This window comes from Rathayibacter sp. VKM Ac-2804 (assembly GCF_009866655.1).
In the GTDB taxonomy this organism is placed as follows: domain Bacteria; phylum Actinomycetota; class Actinomycetes; order Actinomycetales; family Microbacteriaceae; genus Rathayibacter.
The window spans coordinates 3,861,362-3,875,805 of record NZ_CP047420.1 but is presented as its reverse complement, the minus strand read 5'-3'; the positions used below and the strand labels follow the sequence as shown (position 1 = coordinate 3,875,805).

Genomic DNA, 14,444 nt, shown 5'->3' with positions numbered 1-14,444 from the left:
CCTCGGAAGGGGCGCGCCGGCCGCGACCGGGAGAGGTCGCGACCGGCGCGGGGTCGGTCGGGTCGGGCGGCGGGGTCAGGCGCGGACGGGCTCGCCGACCGGCTCGCCGGCGGCCGTCCGCAGCGGGAGCAGCTCGGGCCGCTCCGCCGTGGTCTCGATCGCGACGACCGCCTTCTCGGCGCTCGAGCGCAGGATCGCGTCCATGATCTCGAGGACGTGCAGGGCGAGGCGGCCGGAGGCGCGGTGCGGCCGGTCCTCCTCGATCGCCTCGGCGATGTCGGCGAGGCCGACGCCGCGCCCGGTGTCGACGACGCCGGCGGAGTCGGGGACGACCCGCCAGTCCTCGTCGCGCACGGCGACCTCGACCGGGTCGGAGAACATGTTCGGGTCGGGGACCGAGATCGTGCCCTCCGTGCCGAAGATCTCGAACTTCGGCGCGCGGCTGCGCCAGACCTCGAAGCTGACGGTCACGGTCGAGGTGACGCCGTTCTCGTGCTCGAGCAGCGCGCTGATGTGCGTGTCGATCGAGACGGAGATGGGCGTGCCGGCGCGCGGGCCGGACTCGATGGTGCGCGGGCGGTCCGAGCGGGTCGCGAGGCCGGTGACCCGGACGACGGGACCGAAGAAGTGCACCAGCGCGGTCAGGTAGTACGGGCCCATGTCCAGCAGCGGTCCGCCGCCGGGCTGGTAGTAGAACTCGGGCGCCGGGTGCCAGCGCTCGTGGCCGGGCGCCGCCCAGTGCACCTGCGCGGCGATCGGCGTGCCGATCACTCCCGAGTCGAGCGTCTGCCGCGCGGTCTGCACGCCGGTGCCGAGCACGGTGTCGGGAGCGCTTCCGAAGCGCAGCCCCAGCTCCTCGGCCAGGTCGAGCATCGGCGCGGCCTCGGCCGGGTTCAGGCCCAGCGGCTTCTCCGCGAAGACGTGCTTGCCGGCCTTCAGTGCGCGGGCGCCGATCTCGACGTGCGCGGCCGGGATGGTCAGGTTGAGCACGGCGTCGACCTCGGGGTCGGCGATCAGGTCGTCGACCGAGAGCGCGCGGACGCCGTGCTCGTCGGCGACCTCCTGCGCGCGGGCCGTGTTGAGATCCGCGACCGCGACGAGGCGGAGGCCGGGGAAGGTCGGGAGGTTCGCGAGGTACTGCTCGCTGATCTTCCCGACTCCGATGATGCCGACTCTCAGCGGGAGGCCCACAGCAGTCCCCTTTCGATGATGGTGCGGACGTTGGCGTCCTGGAGGATCTCGACGCGGTGGCCCGGGGTCGAGACGAAGATGCGGCCGGCGCCCCACTGGCGGGTCCACACGGCGGGGGAGGTGATCGGGCGGTGCCACGGGTCCCACTCGCGGACGGCCTGCGTCGTGGTCGCGAGCACGTCGTTGTAGTCGTCGTGCAGCACCCAGTACTGCTCGGTGGTGAGCTCGAAGTCGGTGATGCCCTGCGTGATCGGATGGTCGGCGGCGAGGGCCGTCATCTCGATCGTGTGCGGGACGTAGTTGTCCGACTGCTCGCCGGTGCGCTCGTCCGGGTGCTTGCCGGGGTGCGAGACGAACTGGCCGCCGATCAGCTGCAGGTAGTCGGAGTTGTTCCGGTACGAGTCGGCGATGCCGCCGTGCCAGCCGGCCAGGCCGGTGCCGCGCTCGACGGCCGCGCGCAGGCCGAGGAACTCGGGCCACTCGATCGAGGTCATGGTGTTGGACTGCACGATCAGGTCGACGGTGCGGAGGTAGTCCTCGTCGGCGTAGACGGCGGTCGACTCCTCGACGCGCACCTCGAAGCCGTTCTCGGCGAGGAAGGGCAGGAACAGCTCGGTCGCCTCGACGGGCTGGTGGCCGTCCCAGCCGCCGCGGACGACGAGCGCCCTCTTGGCGGGAGTGGTCGGGGGGAGGTCGGTCATCGGTGTCCTCGGGGTGCTCGGCGGATCGCTCCGCGGTTCGTCATCGAACGGTAGTTGCGCAACTCACGTTGCCGCCCCCGCCCGCGTCCCCTCAGTCTGCACCCCGGGAGAGTCCCGGGCAAGGCGCGGAATGCGTCGTGGTGTCGTGCTAGCGGGGAAGTGTTTCGCAACTCGTTCTGCTCTACAGTGGGGGCATGGACGACACCGGTGCCGCTCCCCGCCCCACCATGGCCCGCATCGCGGAGCGCGCGGCGACGAGCGTGCCGACGGTCTCGAAGGTGCTCAGCGGCGGCACCGACGTCTCCGAGGCGACGCGGCTGCGGGTGATGGAGGCCGCGCACGAGCTCGGCTACCGGCGCCGGCCCCGTCTGCGCCCGCCGGCGGAGGACCCGCACGTCGCGCACATCGTCGACGTCGTCGTCGGCCACCTCGACGGCACCTGGATCGGACCCGTCCTCGGCGGGATCGAGGAGGAGGCCGCGGCGGCCGGCGTCGACCTGGTGCTCACCCGCGCGCGCCCCGACGGGGAGTGGGTCAACCGGCTCCTGCGCCGCTCGTCGCTCGGGGCGATCGTCGTCCTCGTGGACGTGACGGCCGCGCAGCTGCACCTGCTCACCACCGCCGAGCTGCCCGTGGTGATCGTGGATCCGATCACCCGCCCGCCCGCCGACGTGGCGAGCATCGGCGCGACCAACTGGGACGGCGGCCGGATGGCGGCGGAGCACCTGCTCGGCCGGGGCCACACCCGCATCGGCGTGATCGCGGGCGCCCGGGGGCAGCTCTACAGCAGTGCCCGGCTCGACGGCTTCAGCACGGCGCTGCGCGACGCGGGGGTGCCGCTGCCGCGGGAGCGCGTGGTCTACGGCGGCTGGAACCGGGACCGTGCGCGGGACGTCGCCTCCGCAATGCTGTCGGACGCGCTGATCCGGCCCACGGCGCTCTTCGCGCTCTCGGACACGATGGCGCTCGGGGTCTACGACGCGGCCGACCAGGCGGGACTGCGCATCCCCGACGACCTCAGCGTGATCGGCTTCGACGACGTGCAGGAGTCGGCCTGGGCGACGCCGCCGCTGACCACGATCCAGCAGCCGATCGCCGACATGGGCGCCGCCGCCTTCCGGATGCTGCACCAGGCGCACCGCGCGGCCCGGCCGCTGTCCTCGAGCGCGACGCGGCTGGAGCTGGAGACCCGGCTGATCGAGCGCGCGTCGGTGGCCGCGCCGCGCTGAGGGCGGGTCTCGATACGCCCCTGCGGGGCTACTCGACCAGCATGCGGCTGCGGTGAGTCGCCCGAGAAGGTGCGTCTCGGGGTGGAGAACGGGCCTTCTCGGGCGAGTCGGTGCGGGTCCGGGCTAGAGGGCGCCCTGGGTGGCGGTGCCGGCGGGGATCGGGGAGAGGCGGGTGACGACGGGGGGCGCGGCGACGAGGCCCTTGATGGCGGCGTTCAGGCGGACGACGGGGTCGCCGGCGCCGTGGGCGTCGAGGGCCTCGGCGCTGGTCCACTTCTCGAGCATGACGATGGTGCCGTCGGGGGAGTCGTGGATCGCGTAGAGCTCGCAGCCCTCCTCGCCGTGGACCTCGGCGATGGCGGGCGTGAGGGCGGCGACGAGGGCGTCGCGCTGGCCCTCGGCGGGGGTGAAGATCGCGGTGACGACGACGGGGTCGGACATGGCAGTGCCTTTCGTGGAGGGGTGGTGGGGCGGAGTCAGCGCTCCGCCGGGGCGGCGCAGCTGGAGCGGATGACGAGGTCGGCCTGGACCTCGATGTGCTGGGGGGTGTCGGGGATGCGGCCCTGCATCCGGGCCAGCACCAGGTCGACGCTGTGCCGGGCGAGCATGTCGATCGGCTGGCGGACGACGCTGAGCGGCGGGGTGACGAGCTCGCTCCACGGGTTGTCGTCGAAGACGACCACGGAGAGCGCCTCGGGGATCGCGACGCCGAGCTGGAACAGGCGGTGCACGGCGCTGCGCACCTGCGCCGTGTTGGCGACGATCACGGCGGTCGGCGGCTCCGGCAGGGCGAGCAGCGCGGCGACGGCCTCGCCGCCGATGTCGCCGCGGAACGGGACCTCGCGGATCAGCGTGCCGTCGATCGGCAGCCCGGCGGCGGTGAGGGCGGCGCGGTAGCCGGCGACGCGCGCCTGGCCGGTCGAGGTGCGCAGCGGCCCCGAGACGATCGCGATCCGGCGGTGGCCGAGCGCGAGCAGGTGATCGGTCGCGCGGGCGGCGGAGGCGGAGTTGCCGATGCTGACCACGTCGACGTCGTCGAGACCGGGGGTGGTGCGGTCGACGAAGACGACGTCGATCCCGGCCCGGCGCAGCCGCGACCACTTCTCGAGGTTCTCGCCGGACGGGGTCGCGATGACGCCGCCGACCGAGCGGTCGAGCAGGCTGGTGAGCGACTCGCCCTCGACGTGCGAGTCCTCCTGCGTCGTCATCAGGAGCACCTGGGCGCCGCGGGCGCGCGCCTCCCAGACGACGCTGTCGGCCAGGCGGGCGAAGAACGGGTTCGTCAGGTCGGGCAGGACCAGGCCGATGGACAGGGTCTGACCGTGGCTCAGCTCGCGGGCCGCGGCGCGCGGCCGGAAGCCGAGCTGCTCGATCGCCTCGACCACGCGGCGCCGGGTGTCGACGGCGACCGGGCCGGTCCCGTCGTTGAGCACGCGCGACACCACGGACACCGAGACGCCCGCACTGCGCGCGACGTCGCGGATCGTCGGTGCTTTCTGCACGGTTCCTCCCCAGCTGTCGGGCAATCGTATCGGCGCGGGACCGGGCCGCCGCGCCCGCTGTTGACACACTCTAATCGTTGCTGGTACAAAACTGGTACCGGTTCCACTGGGAGCCGGCGAGCAGCACTTCCCCGACGAAGACTGCGCACGACGACGACGTCCTCCGCCCCCGAGGCGGCCCTCTGCGTCCGTGCGCCCCCGGACCAGAGAGGCCACCGTGAACCTGTACAAACTCCTCGGCGATCGCGAACGAGAGGGCCGCCCCATCCGCATCGGGCTGATCGGTGCCGGGCGCTACGGCACCATGTACCTCTCGCAGGCGCGCAACATCCCCGGCGTCCACGTGGTCGCCATCGCCGACGTCAACGTCGCGCGGGCTCGCGGCGCCTTCGAGCTGGTCGACTGGCCGGCCGAGGCGATGGCCGCGGACATCCCCGAGGCGCTCGCGAACCGGACGACCACCATCGTCGACAACGCCGCCGTCCTCTTCGAGCACGACATCGACGTCATCGTCGAGGCGACCGGCAACCCGATCGTCGGCGTGCACCACGCGCTCCGGGCGATCGAGACCGGCAAGCACATCATCATGGTCACCGTCGAGGCCGACGCGCTGGCCGGCCCCGCGCTGGCCAAGCGCGCCGAGGCCGCGGGCATCGTCTACTCGATGGCGTACGGCGACCAGCCCGCCCTGATCATGGAGCTCGTCGACTGGGCCCGCACCAGCGGCTTCGACGTCGTCTGCGCCGGCAAGGGCGCCAAGTACCTCGAGCACTACCACCAGATGAACCCCGACAACGTCTGGGAGAACTGGGAGTTCAGCAAGGAGCTGACCGACTCCGGACAGCTCAACCCGTACATGCACACCTCGTTCCGCGACGGCACGAAGGCCGCGATCGAGATGGCGGCGGTCGCGAACGCGGCGGGCCTGGTGCCCTCCGACTCCGGCCTCACCTTCACGCCGGGCGACGTCGAGGAGATCGCGACGATCAGCCGGCCGAGCTCGATCGGCGGCGCCCTCGACCACGAGGGGACGGTCGACGTGATGTCGAGCGTCCGGCGCGACGGCTCCCTCATCCCGCACAACACGCAGGAGGGCGTCTACGTCGTGGTCAAGGCGACCAACCCCTACGTGTCCACCTGTTTCGACGAGTACCCGTGGCACCCGGACCCGACCAAGCAGTACGCGGCGCTCTACCGGCCGTACCACTACGTCGGCCTCGAGTTGAACGTGTCGATCGCCAACGCGGCGCTGCGCGGCATCTCGACCGGGCACCCCGAGGGCTTCTACGGCGACGTCGTCGCGACCGCGAAGAAGGACCTGAAGGCCGGCGAGTTCCTCGACGGCGAGGGCGGCTTCACCGTCTACGGCAAGCTCGTCTCCGCGAAGCACTCGGTCGCCATCGGAGCGCTCCCCGTCGCCCTGGCCCATCACGTCGAGCTGCGCCACGACGTCGCGCAGGGCGCGACCGTCGGCTGGGACGACGTGATCATCGACGAGTCGCTCGCCGAGGCGCTCGAGCTGCGCCGCGAGACCGAGGCGCTGCTCGCCTCCTGACCCCCTCGGGCCGGGCGCGTCCTCCGCCCGGCCCGCCTCCGCACCACCCTCGCGATCCGCGACCCCGCACGACCCCGCCCCACCTTCCGATGACGAAAGGCCCCCTCCCATGTCCTTCCCCACCCGCGCCACCGGCGCCGCCCTCGCCGGGCTCGCCTCCCTGACGCTCCTCGTCGGCTGCTCGGCCTCGCCCGACGGCGACGGCGGAGGTGCCGCCGCCGGCGGCTCCGGCGCCGACATCGTGTCGCTCGTCGACTCCTCCGCGCAGACCCCGGTCGACGAAGTCACCTCCTCGCTCGGCGACCCGGCCGTGCCCGACGGCGCCAAGCTCTGCTACATCACCCGCACCCTCTCGAACGAGTTCTGGGGCTACGAGCGCGACGGCTTCGAGAACCGCGCGAAGGAGCTCGGCGTCGACTACCAGACCTTCGACGTCACGGACGAGTCCTCGATCACCGAGCAGCTCGACAAGGCCAAGAGCGCGATGAACCAGGGCTGTACCGCGATCCTCGCCTCGCCCATCTCGGCGACCGGCCTCGACTCGGTCTTCGAGTCCGCCCTCGCCGACGGCATCCCGGCCGTCGTGCTGAACGACGCGAAGAGCGACGTCCCCGGTGTCGTCTACGTCGGCCCCGACGCGACCACCATCGGCGCCACGGCCGCCGACTACATCGCGGACCTGCTGCCGGACGGCGGCCAGGTCGCGATGATCGAGGGCGACCCCGGCTCCTCCAACGCGATCAACCGCGGCGACGGCTTCACGGCCGCGCTCGCGAAGCACGAGAACCTCGAGCTCGTCGCCTCGCAGACCGCCTCGTGGGACCAGACCAAGGCGCAGGAGATCGCGACCACGATGCTCACGGCGAACCCCGACATCAAGGCCTTCTACTCGCAGAACGACGGCATGGCGCTCGGCGTGCAGGCCGCCATCGACGCGAAGGGCCTCACCGGGAAGGTGATCCTCGTCGGCACCGACGGCATCCCGCAGGCGAAGAAGCAGATCCTGGCCGGCGACTACACCGCCACCGTCAGCGAGCTGCCGACGACGGAGGGTGCGACCGGCGTGGACGCCGCGCTCTGGCTCCTCGCCGGTGAGGAGGTGCCGGCCTGGATCGACGTGCCCGCCTTCATCATCGACAGCGAGAACGTCGCCGACTACGAGACCGGGATGCCGTGACCCGCGGCTGACCCCCGCGCTCCGCCGGAGACCCCCCCGGCGGAGCGCACTCCCGGCAAGGCCCCTCTCGATCAGGAAAGAAGACGGAACATGGCCGAGCATCTGCTCGAGGTCCGCGGCATCGCGAAGTCGTTCCCGGGCGTCCGCGCCCTGGACGGCGTGAGCTTCACCCTCGAACGCGGGGAGATCCGCACGCTCGCGGGCGAGAACGGCGCGGGGAAGAGCACCCTGCTCAACATCCTCGGCGGCGCCCTCCGCCCCGACCGCGGCTCGATCACCATCGACGGCGTGCGGCGGATGGAGTACACCTCGCGCCAGGCGCTCGCGGAGGGGGTGCGGATCGCGCACCAGGAGCCGGCCATCGTGCCCCAGCTCACGGTGACCCAGAACCTGCTGCTCGGGCGGACGCGCGCGCAGCGCGCGTCCGCTCAGGGAGACATCGACCAGGCCCTCCAGGACGTCCACCGGATGGGCTTCCCGATGGATGCGCGGACGCCGGTCGGCCGGCTCAGCCCGGCGCAGCGGCACGCGCTCACCATCGCGCGGGCCTTCGCCTTCGGCGCGAAGATCGTCGCCCTGGACGAGCCGACGACGAGCATGCTCGAGCACAACGTCGAGGGCGTGCTGACCCGGGTGCGTGAGATCGCGCACGGGCGGGGCGTCGGCGTGATCTACGTCTCGCACAAGATGCCGGAGGTGATGAGCGTCTCGGACACGGTCGTCGTCCTCCGCGACGGGCGACCCGCCTACGACGCGCCGATCGCCGAGACGTCCTCCGAGGACATCGTCCGGCGGATGGTCGGGCGCGAGCTGCTCTCCTTCGAGCGGCGGCACCCGGTCGCCGCGGACGCCGAGGTGCACTTCGAGGCCTCCGGCGTCACGCACCCGAGCGGCGTCGGGCCGGAGTCGATCCAGGTGCGGCGCGGCGAGGTCGTCGGCATCGCGGGCCTGGTCGGCTCGGGGCGCACCGAGTTCCTCCGCGCGCTGATCCGCGCCGACGAGGGCAGCGAGGGCACGGTCCGGCTGGCCGGCCGCACACTCAAGGTGCGCTCGCCGCGCGACAGCCGCGACGCGGGGATCGCCTTCATCCCGGAGGACCGCAAGCACCAGGGACTCGTGCTGCAGACCCCGGCCTACGCGAACGTCGCCCTCACCTCCGATCGGCAGCTCAACGGCTTCGGTCCGTTCATCAGCACGAAGCGGCAGATCGCGACGGCGGAGGAGATGGGCCGGCGGATGTCGCTGCGCCCGGCCGACGTCCGGCTGAACGCGCGCCAGTTCTCCGGCGGGAACCAGCAGAAGATCGTGATCGCGAAGTGGATCTGGCTCGGCGCGAGCGTCTTCCTCTTCGACGAGCCGACCAAGGGCGTCGACGTCGGCGGCAAGGTCGAGATCTACGAGCTCATCGACCAGCTCGCCTCCGAGGGGCACGCGGTGATCGTCGTCTCGAGCGACCTGCCCGAGATCATCTCCCTCAGCGACCGGGTCCTCGTCATGAGGGCGGGCCGCTTCGTCTCCGAGCACATCGGCGACGACATCACCGAGCACAGCATCGTCACCAACGCCATGGGCGTCGCGAAAGGAATCTCATGACCTCCCCCGAGACCGGGGGCGTCGCCACGCCGCCCCGCCGCTCCTTCAACCTCCAGGCCTTCGGCATCTACCTCGCCGCGGTCGTCCTCTTCGTCGTCCTCGGCGTCCTGAACCCGAACTTCCTCACCCTCGGCAACCTCCGCGACGTCGCGGTGTCGGCGAGCGTGAACGCGATCATCGGCATCGGCCTGACCTTCGTCATCATCACCGGCGGCATCGACCTCGCGGTCGGCGCGATGGCCAGCTTCGTCGGCATCGTCAGCGCGTCGCTGCTGGTCAACGGCGGGGTGCCGCCGCTGCTCGGGCTGGCCGCGGGCATCGTCCTCGGCCTGGTCTGCGGCGGGATCAACGGGCTGCTCGTCACCAAGCTCAACCTGCCGCCGTTCATCGCGACGCTCGGCACGATGAGCGTCTTCCAGGGCGGCGCGTACGTCGCCACCAACGGCAAGCCGGTCTACGACGTGCCGAAGGAGTTCATCCTGCTGCTCAACAGCTACGTCGGCGGCGTGCCCGTCGTCGTGCTGATCGTGGCGGTCGTCGGCATCGCGGCCTGGCTGCTGCTGCGCAAGACCGTCTTCGGGCAGAACGTGATCGCGGTGGGCGGCAGCGAGGAGACCGCCTGGCTCTCCGGCGTGCGGGTGCACCGCGTGAAGATCGCGGTGTACTGCATCTCCGGCGGTCTCTCGGCGCTGGCCGGCCTCGTGATCGTCGCCCGGATCAACGCGGCGCAGCCGGACGCGGGCAGCCCGTACCAGCTGACCGCGATCGCGGCCGCGGTGATCGGCGGCGCGAACCTGATGGGCGGCGAGGGCCGCATCGCGGGCACCCTGGTCGGCGCGCTGATCCTCGGAGCTCTCACCAACGGCCTGGTGCTGCTGAACGTGCCGAGCTTCTACGAGCAGATCGTGACCGGACTCGTCGTCCTCATCGCGGTCACCCTCGACCAGGGCAGCAAGGGCTGGCCGATGCTCTCGCGGGGAAAGAAGAAGCAGCGCGAGGACGTCGCGGCGCCGCCCACCGAGTCGACGCCGTCGGTGCGCGCGTGACGGCGCGGCGGAGCGCGACGGCGCGGCTGACCACGCTCGACGGTGCCTGCGTCCTCGTGACGGGCGGCTGCGGCCTGATCGGCCGGCCCACGGTCGGGGCGCTGCTGGCGGAGGGGGCGGTGGTCACCGTCCTGGACCGGGTCGCGTCGGACGCGGACGTCCGCTCGATCGTCGGCGACGTGACCGACCCGGCCGTGCTGGCGGAGGCGGTCGCCGGGCAGGACGCGGTGGTGCACCTCGGCGGCTACGCCGGGCTGGGCATGGCGGACGCGGTCGAGACCTACCGGGTGAACGCGGTGGGCAGCTTCGCGGTGTTCGCCGCCGCCGCCGCGGCCGGGGTCGCGAAGGTCGTCTACGCCTCGAGCATCAACGCCAACGGCTACCCGCTCGGCGCCGAGCAGGTGCTGCCGCCGGTCTTCCCCTACTCCGAGGATGCGGATCCGCGGATCTCGGACGAGTACTCGCTGTCCAAGCTCGCGACCGAGGACGCGGCGCGGATGGCGCACGCGACCTGGGGGCTGAGCCTCACCGGGCTGCGGTACCCGCTGGTCCGCGACATCACCGTGGACGGCGGCCGCGTGTTCGGCGCGCACCTGCGAGCGGTGCTGGCGGCCGACCCGCGACGGCAGGCGGCGGAGGGCTGGAGCTATCTCGACGCCACCGACTCGGCGCGGGCCGTGCTCGCGGCGCTGCTGCACGAGACGCCGCCGGCGCCGGGGATCCTCGTCGCGGCTCCGCTCACCTATCTGCGCGGGAGCACCGCGGACGCGCTCGACGCGATCGCCCCGGACGTCCCGCGCGGGCGGCTCGAGGGGCGCGCGGTCGGGCTCGACCTGACCCGCTCCCGCGAGCTGCTCGGCTTCGAGGCGCGGGTGCTCCTCGACGACGTTGCACCGCAGGAGCTCGCCGACGTGGCGCGCGCGGGGTCCGGCGCATGAGGCTCTCGCTGCTCGGCCTCGGGCCGATGGGCGCGCCGATGGCGCGCAACCTGCTCGCGGCCGCGCCGCTGACGGTCTGGAACCGGACGGCGTCGCGGGCCGCGCCCTTCGCGGAGCTCGGCGCCGTGGTCGCGCCGACCCCCGCGGCGGCGGCCGGCGACGTCGTGCTGACCGTGCTGCCCGATCTGGTGCAGGTCGAGTCGCTGCTCGTGGGCGAGGACGGCCTGCTCGCGGGCTGGCGCGCGGCGGGGATCGCCGCTCCGGTGCTCGTCGTGCACGGCACCGTCTCGCCGATCGCGGTCGCGGCTCTCGCCCGCCGCCTCGCCGCCGAGCACGGTGTGCAGGTGGTCGACGCCCCGCTCAGCGGGGGAACGGTCGGCGCCCGCGACGCGACGCTCAGCATCATGGTCGGCGGTGCCGACGAGCCGGTGGCCCGCGTGCTCCCCGTCTTCGAGCGGCTCGGCCGCACGGTCCGCCACCTCGGGCCGAGCGGAGCGGGTGCCACCGCCAAGCTCTGCAACCAGATCGTCGTCGCCGGCACTGTCGCCGTGGTGTCGGAGGCGCTGCTGCTCGCCCGGAGCGCCGGTCTCGACCCGGCCACTGTCGTCGAGCTCCTGCAGGGCGGGTTGGCGCGCACCGAGGTCCTGGAGCAGAAGAGCCGCAAGTGGCTCGACGAGGACTTCGCCGAGGGCGGCAGCGCGCGCAACCAGCTGAAGGACCTGCGCTTCATCGCCGAGTCCGCCGCCGCGGAGGGCGTCGCTCTGCCGACCACCGCCGCGGTGACCGCGCTGTTCGAGAGGATGATCGCCGAGGGCGACGGCGACCTCGACCACACCGGCGTGCACCGCACGCTCGCGGGGCTCGCCCGCCGACCGGAGGAGCCGCATGCCTGATCTCGTCGTCATCGACGCGCACCACCACCTCACCGACCTGCGCCGCTCGTACCCGTGGCTGGAGGGACCCGCCGAGCCGTTCCGCTACCACGGCGACGACCGCCCGCTCCGCCGCTCCTACCGCGTCGGCGACTACCGCGCGGACACCCGCGACGTGACGCTGCTCGCCTCGGTGCACGTCGAGAACGGGGCCGCCGACGCGCTCGCCGAGACCGCGTGGATCGACGCGCTCGCCCGGGAGAGCACGGTGCCGACCGTCCACGTCGCGCACGTGTCGCTGCTCGATCAGGAGGCGCCGCGGCTGCTCGAGGAGCACGCCGCGTTCGCGGTCACGCGCGGCGTCCGCGACATCCTGAACTGGCATCCGGACCCGGTCTACAGCCACCGGGACCGGGGCGACGTCCTCGGCGATCCGGTCTGGCGGGCGAACTTCGGCCGGCTGCAGGGGCTGGGGCTCTCGTTCGATCTGCAGGTGTTCCCCTCGCAGCTCGCGGAGGCGGCGGCGCTCGCCGCGGACTTCCCGGAGACGGCGATCGTGCTCGATCACCTGGGCATGCCGATCGGGCGCGATCCGGAGTCGGTCGCCGAGTGGCGCGCGGGCCTGGCCGCGGTCGCCGCGCAGGAGAACACCGTCGTCAAGATCTCGGCGCTCGGCACCAACGACCACTCCTGGACCCGGGAGTCGATCGCGCCGTTCGTCCTCGAGACTCTGGAGGTCTTCGGTCCGGACCGGTCGATGTTCGGCAGCAACTTCCCCGTGGACGGGCTCTACAGCTCCTTCACCGAGCTGTACTCGGCGTTCGACGCGCTGACGGCGCAGCTCTCGCCGCCCGAGCGGCTCGCGGTGTTCGCGGGGACGGCGGACCGGTTCTACCGGATGGGGGTGGCGCTGCCGCGAGCGGAGTGACGCGACGGCGTCCGCGGGGAGGTCGCGTTGCTCTCCCGGTCGCCTCTCGACCGGTCGGCGGCGCGGGCCTACAGTGGCTGCGACGGCGGTCCGGGACGACTCCGGACAGGCCGTCGCCGAGCGGAGGGAAGCCATGTCCTCGACCGTCCCCGACGCCGCCGGCGCACCCGCCGCGGAGCCGAGCGCGGCGAGCCTGCGCACCTTCGGCTGGATCCTCGCGAACACCGCCGTCGCGAACGTCACGACGAGCTTCCTCTGGTTCGCGCTGACCTTCTGGGTCTACCTCGAGACGCGGTCGGTGCTCGCCACCGGGATCATCGGCGGCGCGTACATGCTGCTCGTCGCGGTCTTCGCGATGGCCTTCGGCACGATCGTGGACCGCCACCGGAAGCACCGGGTGATGGTGTTCGCCGGGGCGGTGACGCTGGTGTCGTTCGGCGTCGCCGGCGGCCTCTACCTCGCGCTGCCGGAGGCGACACTGCTGGACTTCGGCGGGCCCTGGTTCTGGGTCTTCTCCGGCACGGTCCTGTTCGGCGCGGTCATCGAGAACATGCGGAACATCGCCCTGTCGACGACGGTCACGCTGATGGTGCCGGTGGAGCGCCACGCGAACGCGAACGGCCTGGTCGGCACGGTGCAGGGGCTCGCCTTCGTGGTGACGAGCGTGTTCAGCGGGCTCTCGATCGGCCTGCTCGGCATGGGCTGGACGTTGCTGATCGCGATCGGGGTCTCCGCCGCGGCGCTCGTGCACCTGCTGTTCCTGCGGATCGCCGAGGCGATCCCCGCGGCGGCCGGCTCGCGGGCCCCGCTGATCGATCTGCGGGGGAGCATCACGGCGGTGCGTGCGGCGACCGGGCTGTTCGCGCTGATCGTCTTCTCGACCTTCAACAATCTGATCGGCGGCGTGTACCTGGCGCTCATGGATCCGTACGGTCTCGAGTTGTTCCCGGTGGAGCTGTGGGGCGTCGTGCTCGGCGTGACCGCGACCGGCTTCATCATCGGCGGGCTGCTGGTCGCGAAGCTCGGTCTCGGCCGGAATCCGATCCGGACGATGCTGCTGCTGGTGATGGCGATGGGCGTGATCGGCGCGGTCTTCACCCTCCGCGACTGGTGGTGGCTCTACGCCGGCGGCATCTGGGTCTACATGACGCTGATCCCGGCGGTGGAGGCGGCGGAGCAGACGGTCGTGCAGAAGGTGGTGCCGTTCGAGACCCAGGGACGCGTCTTCGGCTTCGCGGCGGCGCTGGAGTCGGCGGCGGCGCCGATCACCGCGTTCCTGATCGCGCCGATCGCGGAGTTCGCGCTGATCCCGTACATGGAGTCGGCGGACGGGCGGGCGGCGTACGGCTGGCTGCTGGGCGACGGGGTCGGCCGCGGGATCGCGCTCGTCTTCCTGATCGGCGGGGTGATCATGGTGGTCGCGGCCGGCGCCGCGATGCTCACCCGCTCGTACCGCACGATCTCGGCGCAGTACCTGCGCGCGGAGCCGCCGGCGGCCGGCGCCCTTCCGGAACCGTCGTCGGACGACCTCGAGCCCGCGCCGGGAGAGAGCTCGGTCGAACAGCAGCGTTGACGGCCGGCGTCGATGCCGCTCCGCCGGAGAAGCGCGCTGTTTCGAGTGTTAGAGCGTTTTATCCAGATCTCCTAAAACGCTCTAACTTCCCTAACGGGCGTCGCCGGCGCGCGATGGGTCGCTGTTGAGGGATCGGGGG

The 14,444-nt window shown here is 72.4% G+C and carries 13 protein-coding genes; 9 read left to right on the top strand and 4 right to left on the bottom strand.

The features are described 5' to 3' along the window. Positions 1–75: 75 nt before the first annotated feature. Together GTU73_RS17995 and GTU73_RS17990 are read right to left on the bottom strand one after the other, a co-directional pair. Positions 76–1,191 (bottom strand): Gfo/Idh/MocA family oxidoreductase, encoded by a 1,116-nt coding sequence (locus GTU73_RS17995; protein WP_160090988.1) that lies wholly within the window; start codon positions 1,189–1,191, stop codon positions 76–78. Further along, the gene (locus GTU73_RS17990) at positions 1,176–1,892 is read right to left on the bottom strand and encodes a ThuA domain-containing protein (protein ID WP_160090987.1); all 717 of its coding nucleotides are present in this window, start codon (positions 1,890–1,892) and stop codon (positions 1,176–1,178) included. Before GTU73_RS17990 ends, GTU73_RS17995 begins: the two co-directional genes overlap by 16 nt. Before the next feature lie 194 nt (positions 1,893–2,086). Between GTU73_RS17990 and GTU73_RS17985 the strand changes: the two genes are divergently transcribed. Beyond that, positions 2,087–3,121, top strand: a complete 1,035-nt coding sequence (locus tag GTU73_RS17985) for a LacI family DNA-binding transcriptional regulator (RefSeq protein WP_208543699.1) — start codon at positions 2,087–2,089, stop codon at positions 3,119–3,121. A 123-nt stretch (positions 3,122–3,244) separates the two neighbouring features. Here the strand turns inward: GTU73_RS17985 and GTU73_RS17980 are convergent, their stop codons facing one another. After that, complete coding sequence (locus GTU73_RS17980) at positions 3,245–3,562, bottom strand: putative quinol monooxygenase (RefSeq protein WP_160090986.1); 318 nt, start codon at positions 3,560–3,562, stop codon at positions 3,245–3,247. A 35-nt stretch (positions 3,563–3,597) separates the two neighbouring features. Then, complete coding sequence (locus GTU73_RS17975; protein ID WP_160090985.1) at positions 3,598–4,623, bottom strand: LacI family DNA-binding transcriptional regulator; 1,026 nt, start codon at positions 4,621–4,623, stop codon at positions 3,598–3,600. 217 nt (positions 4,624–4,840) lie between these two features. Between GTU73_RS17975 and GTU73_RS17970 the strand changes: the two genes are divergently transcribed. The 8 genes from GTU73_RS17970 (at position 4,841) to GTU73_RS17935 (ending at position 14,305) form a co-directional block, all read left to right on the top strand. Beyond that, on the top strand, positions 4,841–6,178 hold the full coding sequence (locus tag GTU73_RS17970) for a Gfo/Idh/MocA family oxidoreductase (RefSeq protein WP_160090984.1): 1,338 nt from the start codon (positions 4,841–4,843) through the stop codon (positions 6,176–6,178). Positions 6,179–6,287: 109 nt separating this feature from the next. Next, a complete protein-coding gene (locus GTU73_RS17965) occupies positions 6,288–7,355 on the top strand; it encodes a substrate-binding domain-containing protein (protein ID WP_160090983.1) in 1,068 nt (355 codons plus the stop codon). 90 nt (positions 7,356–7,445) lie between these two features. Next, positions 7,446–8,948, top strand: coding sequence for a sugar ABC transporter ATP-binding protein (locus tag GTU73_RS17960; RefSeq protein ID WP_160090982.1), 1,503 nt, complete (start codon positions 7,446–7,448; stop codon positions 8,946–8,948). Beyond that, positions 8,945–9,994, top strand: coding sequence for an ABC transporter permease (locus GTU73_RS17955; protein ID WP_160090981.1), 1,050 nt, complete (start codon positions 8,945–8,947; stop codon positions 9,992–9,994). Before GTU73_RS17960 ends, GTU73_RS17955 begins: the two co-directional genes overlap by 4 nt. Then, on the top strand, positions 9,991–10,932 hold the full coding sequence (locus GTU73_RS17950; RefSeq protein ID WP_160090980.1) for an NAD(P)-dependent oxidoreductase: 942 nt from the start codon (positions 9,991–9,993) through the stop codon (positions 10,930–10,932). The genes GTU73_RS17955 and GTU73_RS17950 overlap by 4 nt, the downstream gene beginning before the upstream one ends. Then, positions 10,929–11,825, top strand: coding sequence for an NAD(P)-dependent oxidoreductase (locus GTU73_RS17945; RefSeq protein ID WP_160090979.1), 897 nt, complete (start codon positions 10,929–10,931; stop codon positions 11,823–11,825). Before GTU73_RS17950 ends, GTU73_RS17945 begins: the two co-directional genes overlap by 4 nt. Continuing rightward, positions 11,818–12,732, top strand: coding sequence for an amidohydrolase family protein (locus tag GTU73_RS17940; protein ID WP_160090978.1), 915 nt, complete (start codon positions 11,818–11,820; stop codon positions 12,730–12,732). Before GTU73_RS17945 ends, GTU73_RS17940 begins: the two co-directional genes overlap by 8 nt. A gap of 133 nt (positions 12,733–12,865) precedes the next feature. Further along, positions 12,866–14,305 carry an MFS transporter gene (locus GTU73_RS17935; protein WP_160090977.1) on the top strand — a complete coding sequence of 480 codons (1,440 nt, stop codon included), beginning with the start codon at positions 12,866–12,868 and terminating at the stop codon, positions 14,303–14,305. The last annotated feature ends 139 nt before the right edge of the window (positions 14,306–14,444 follow it).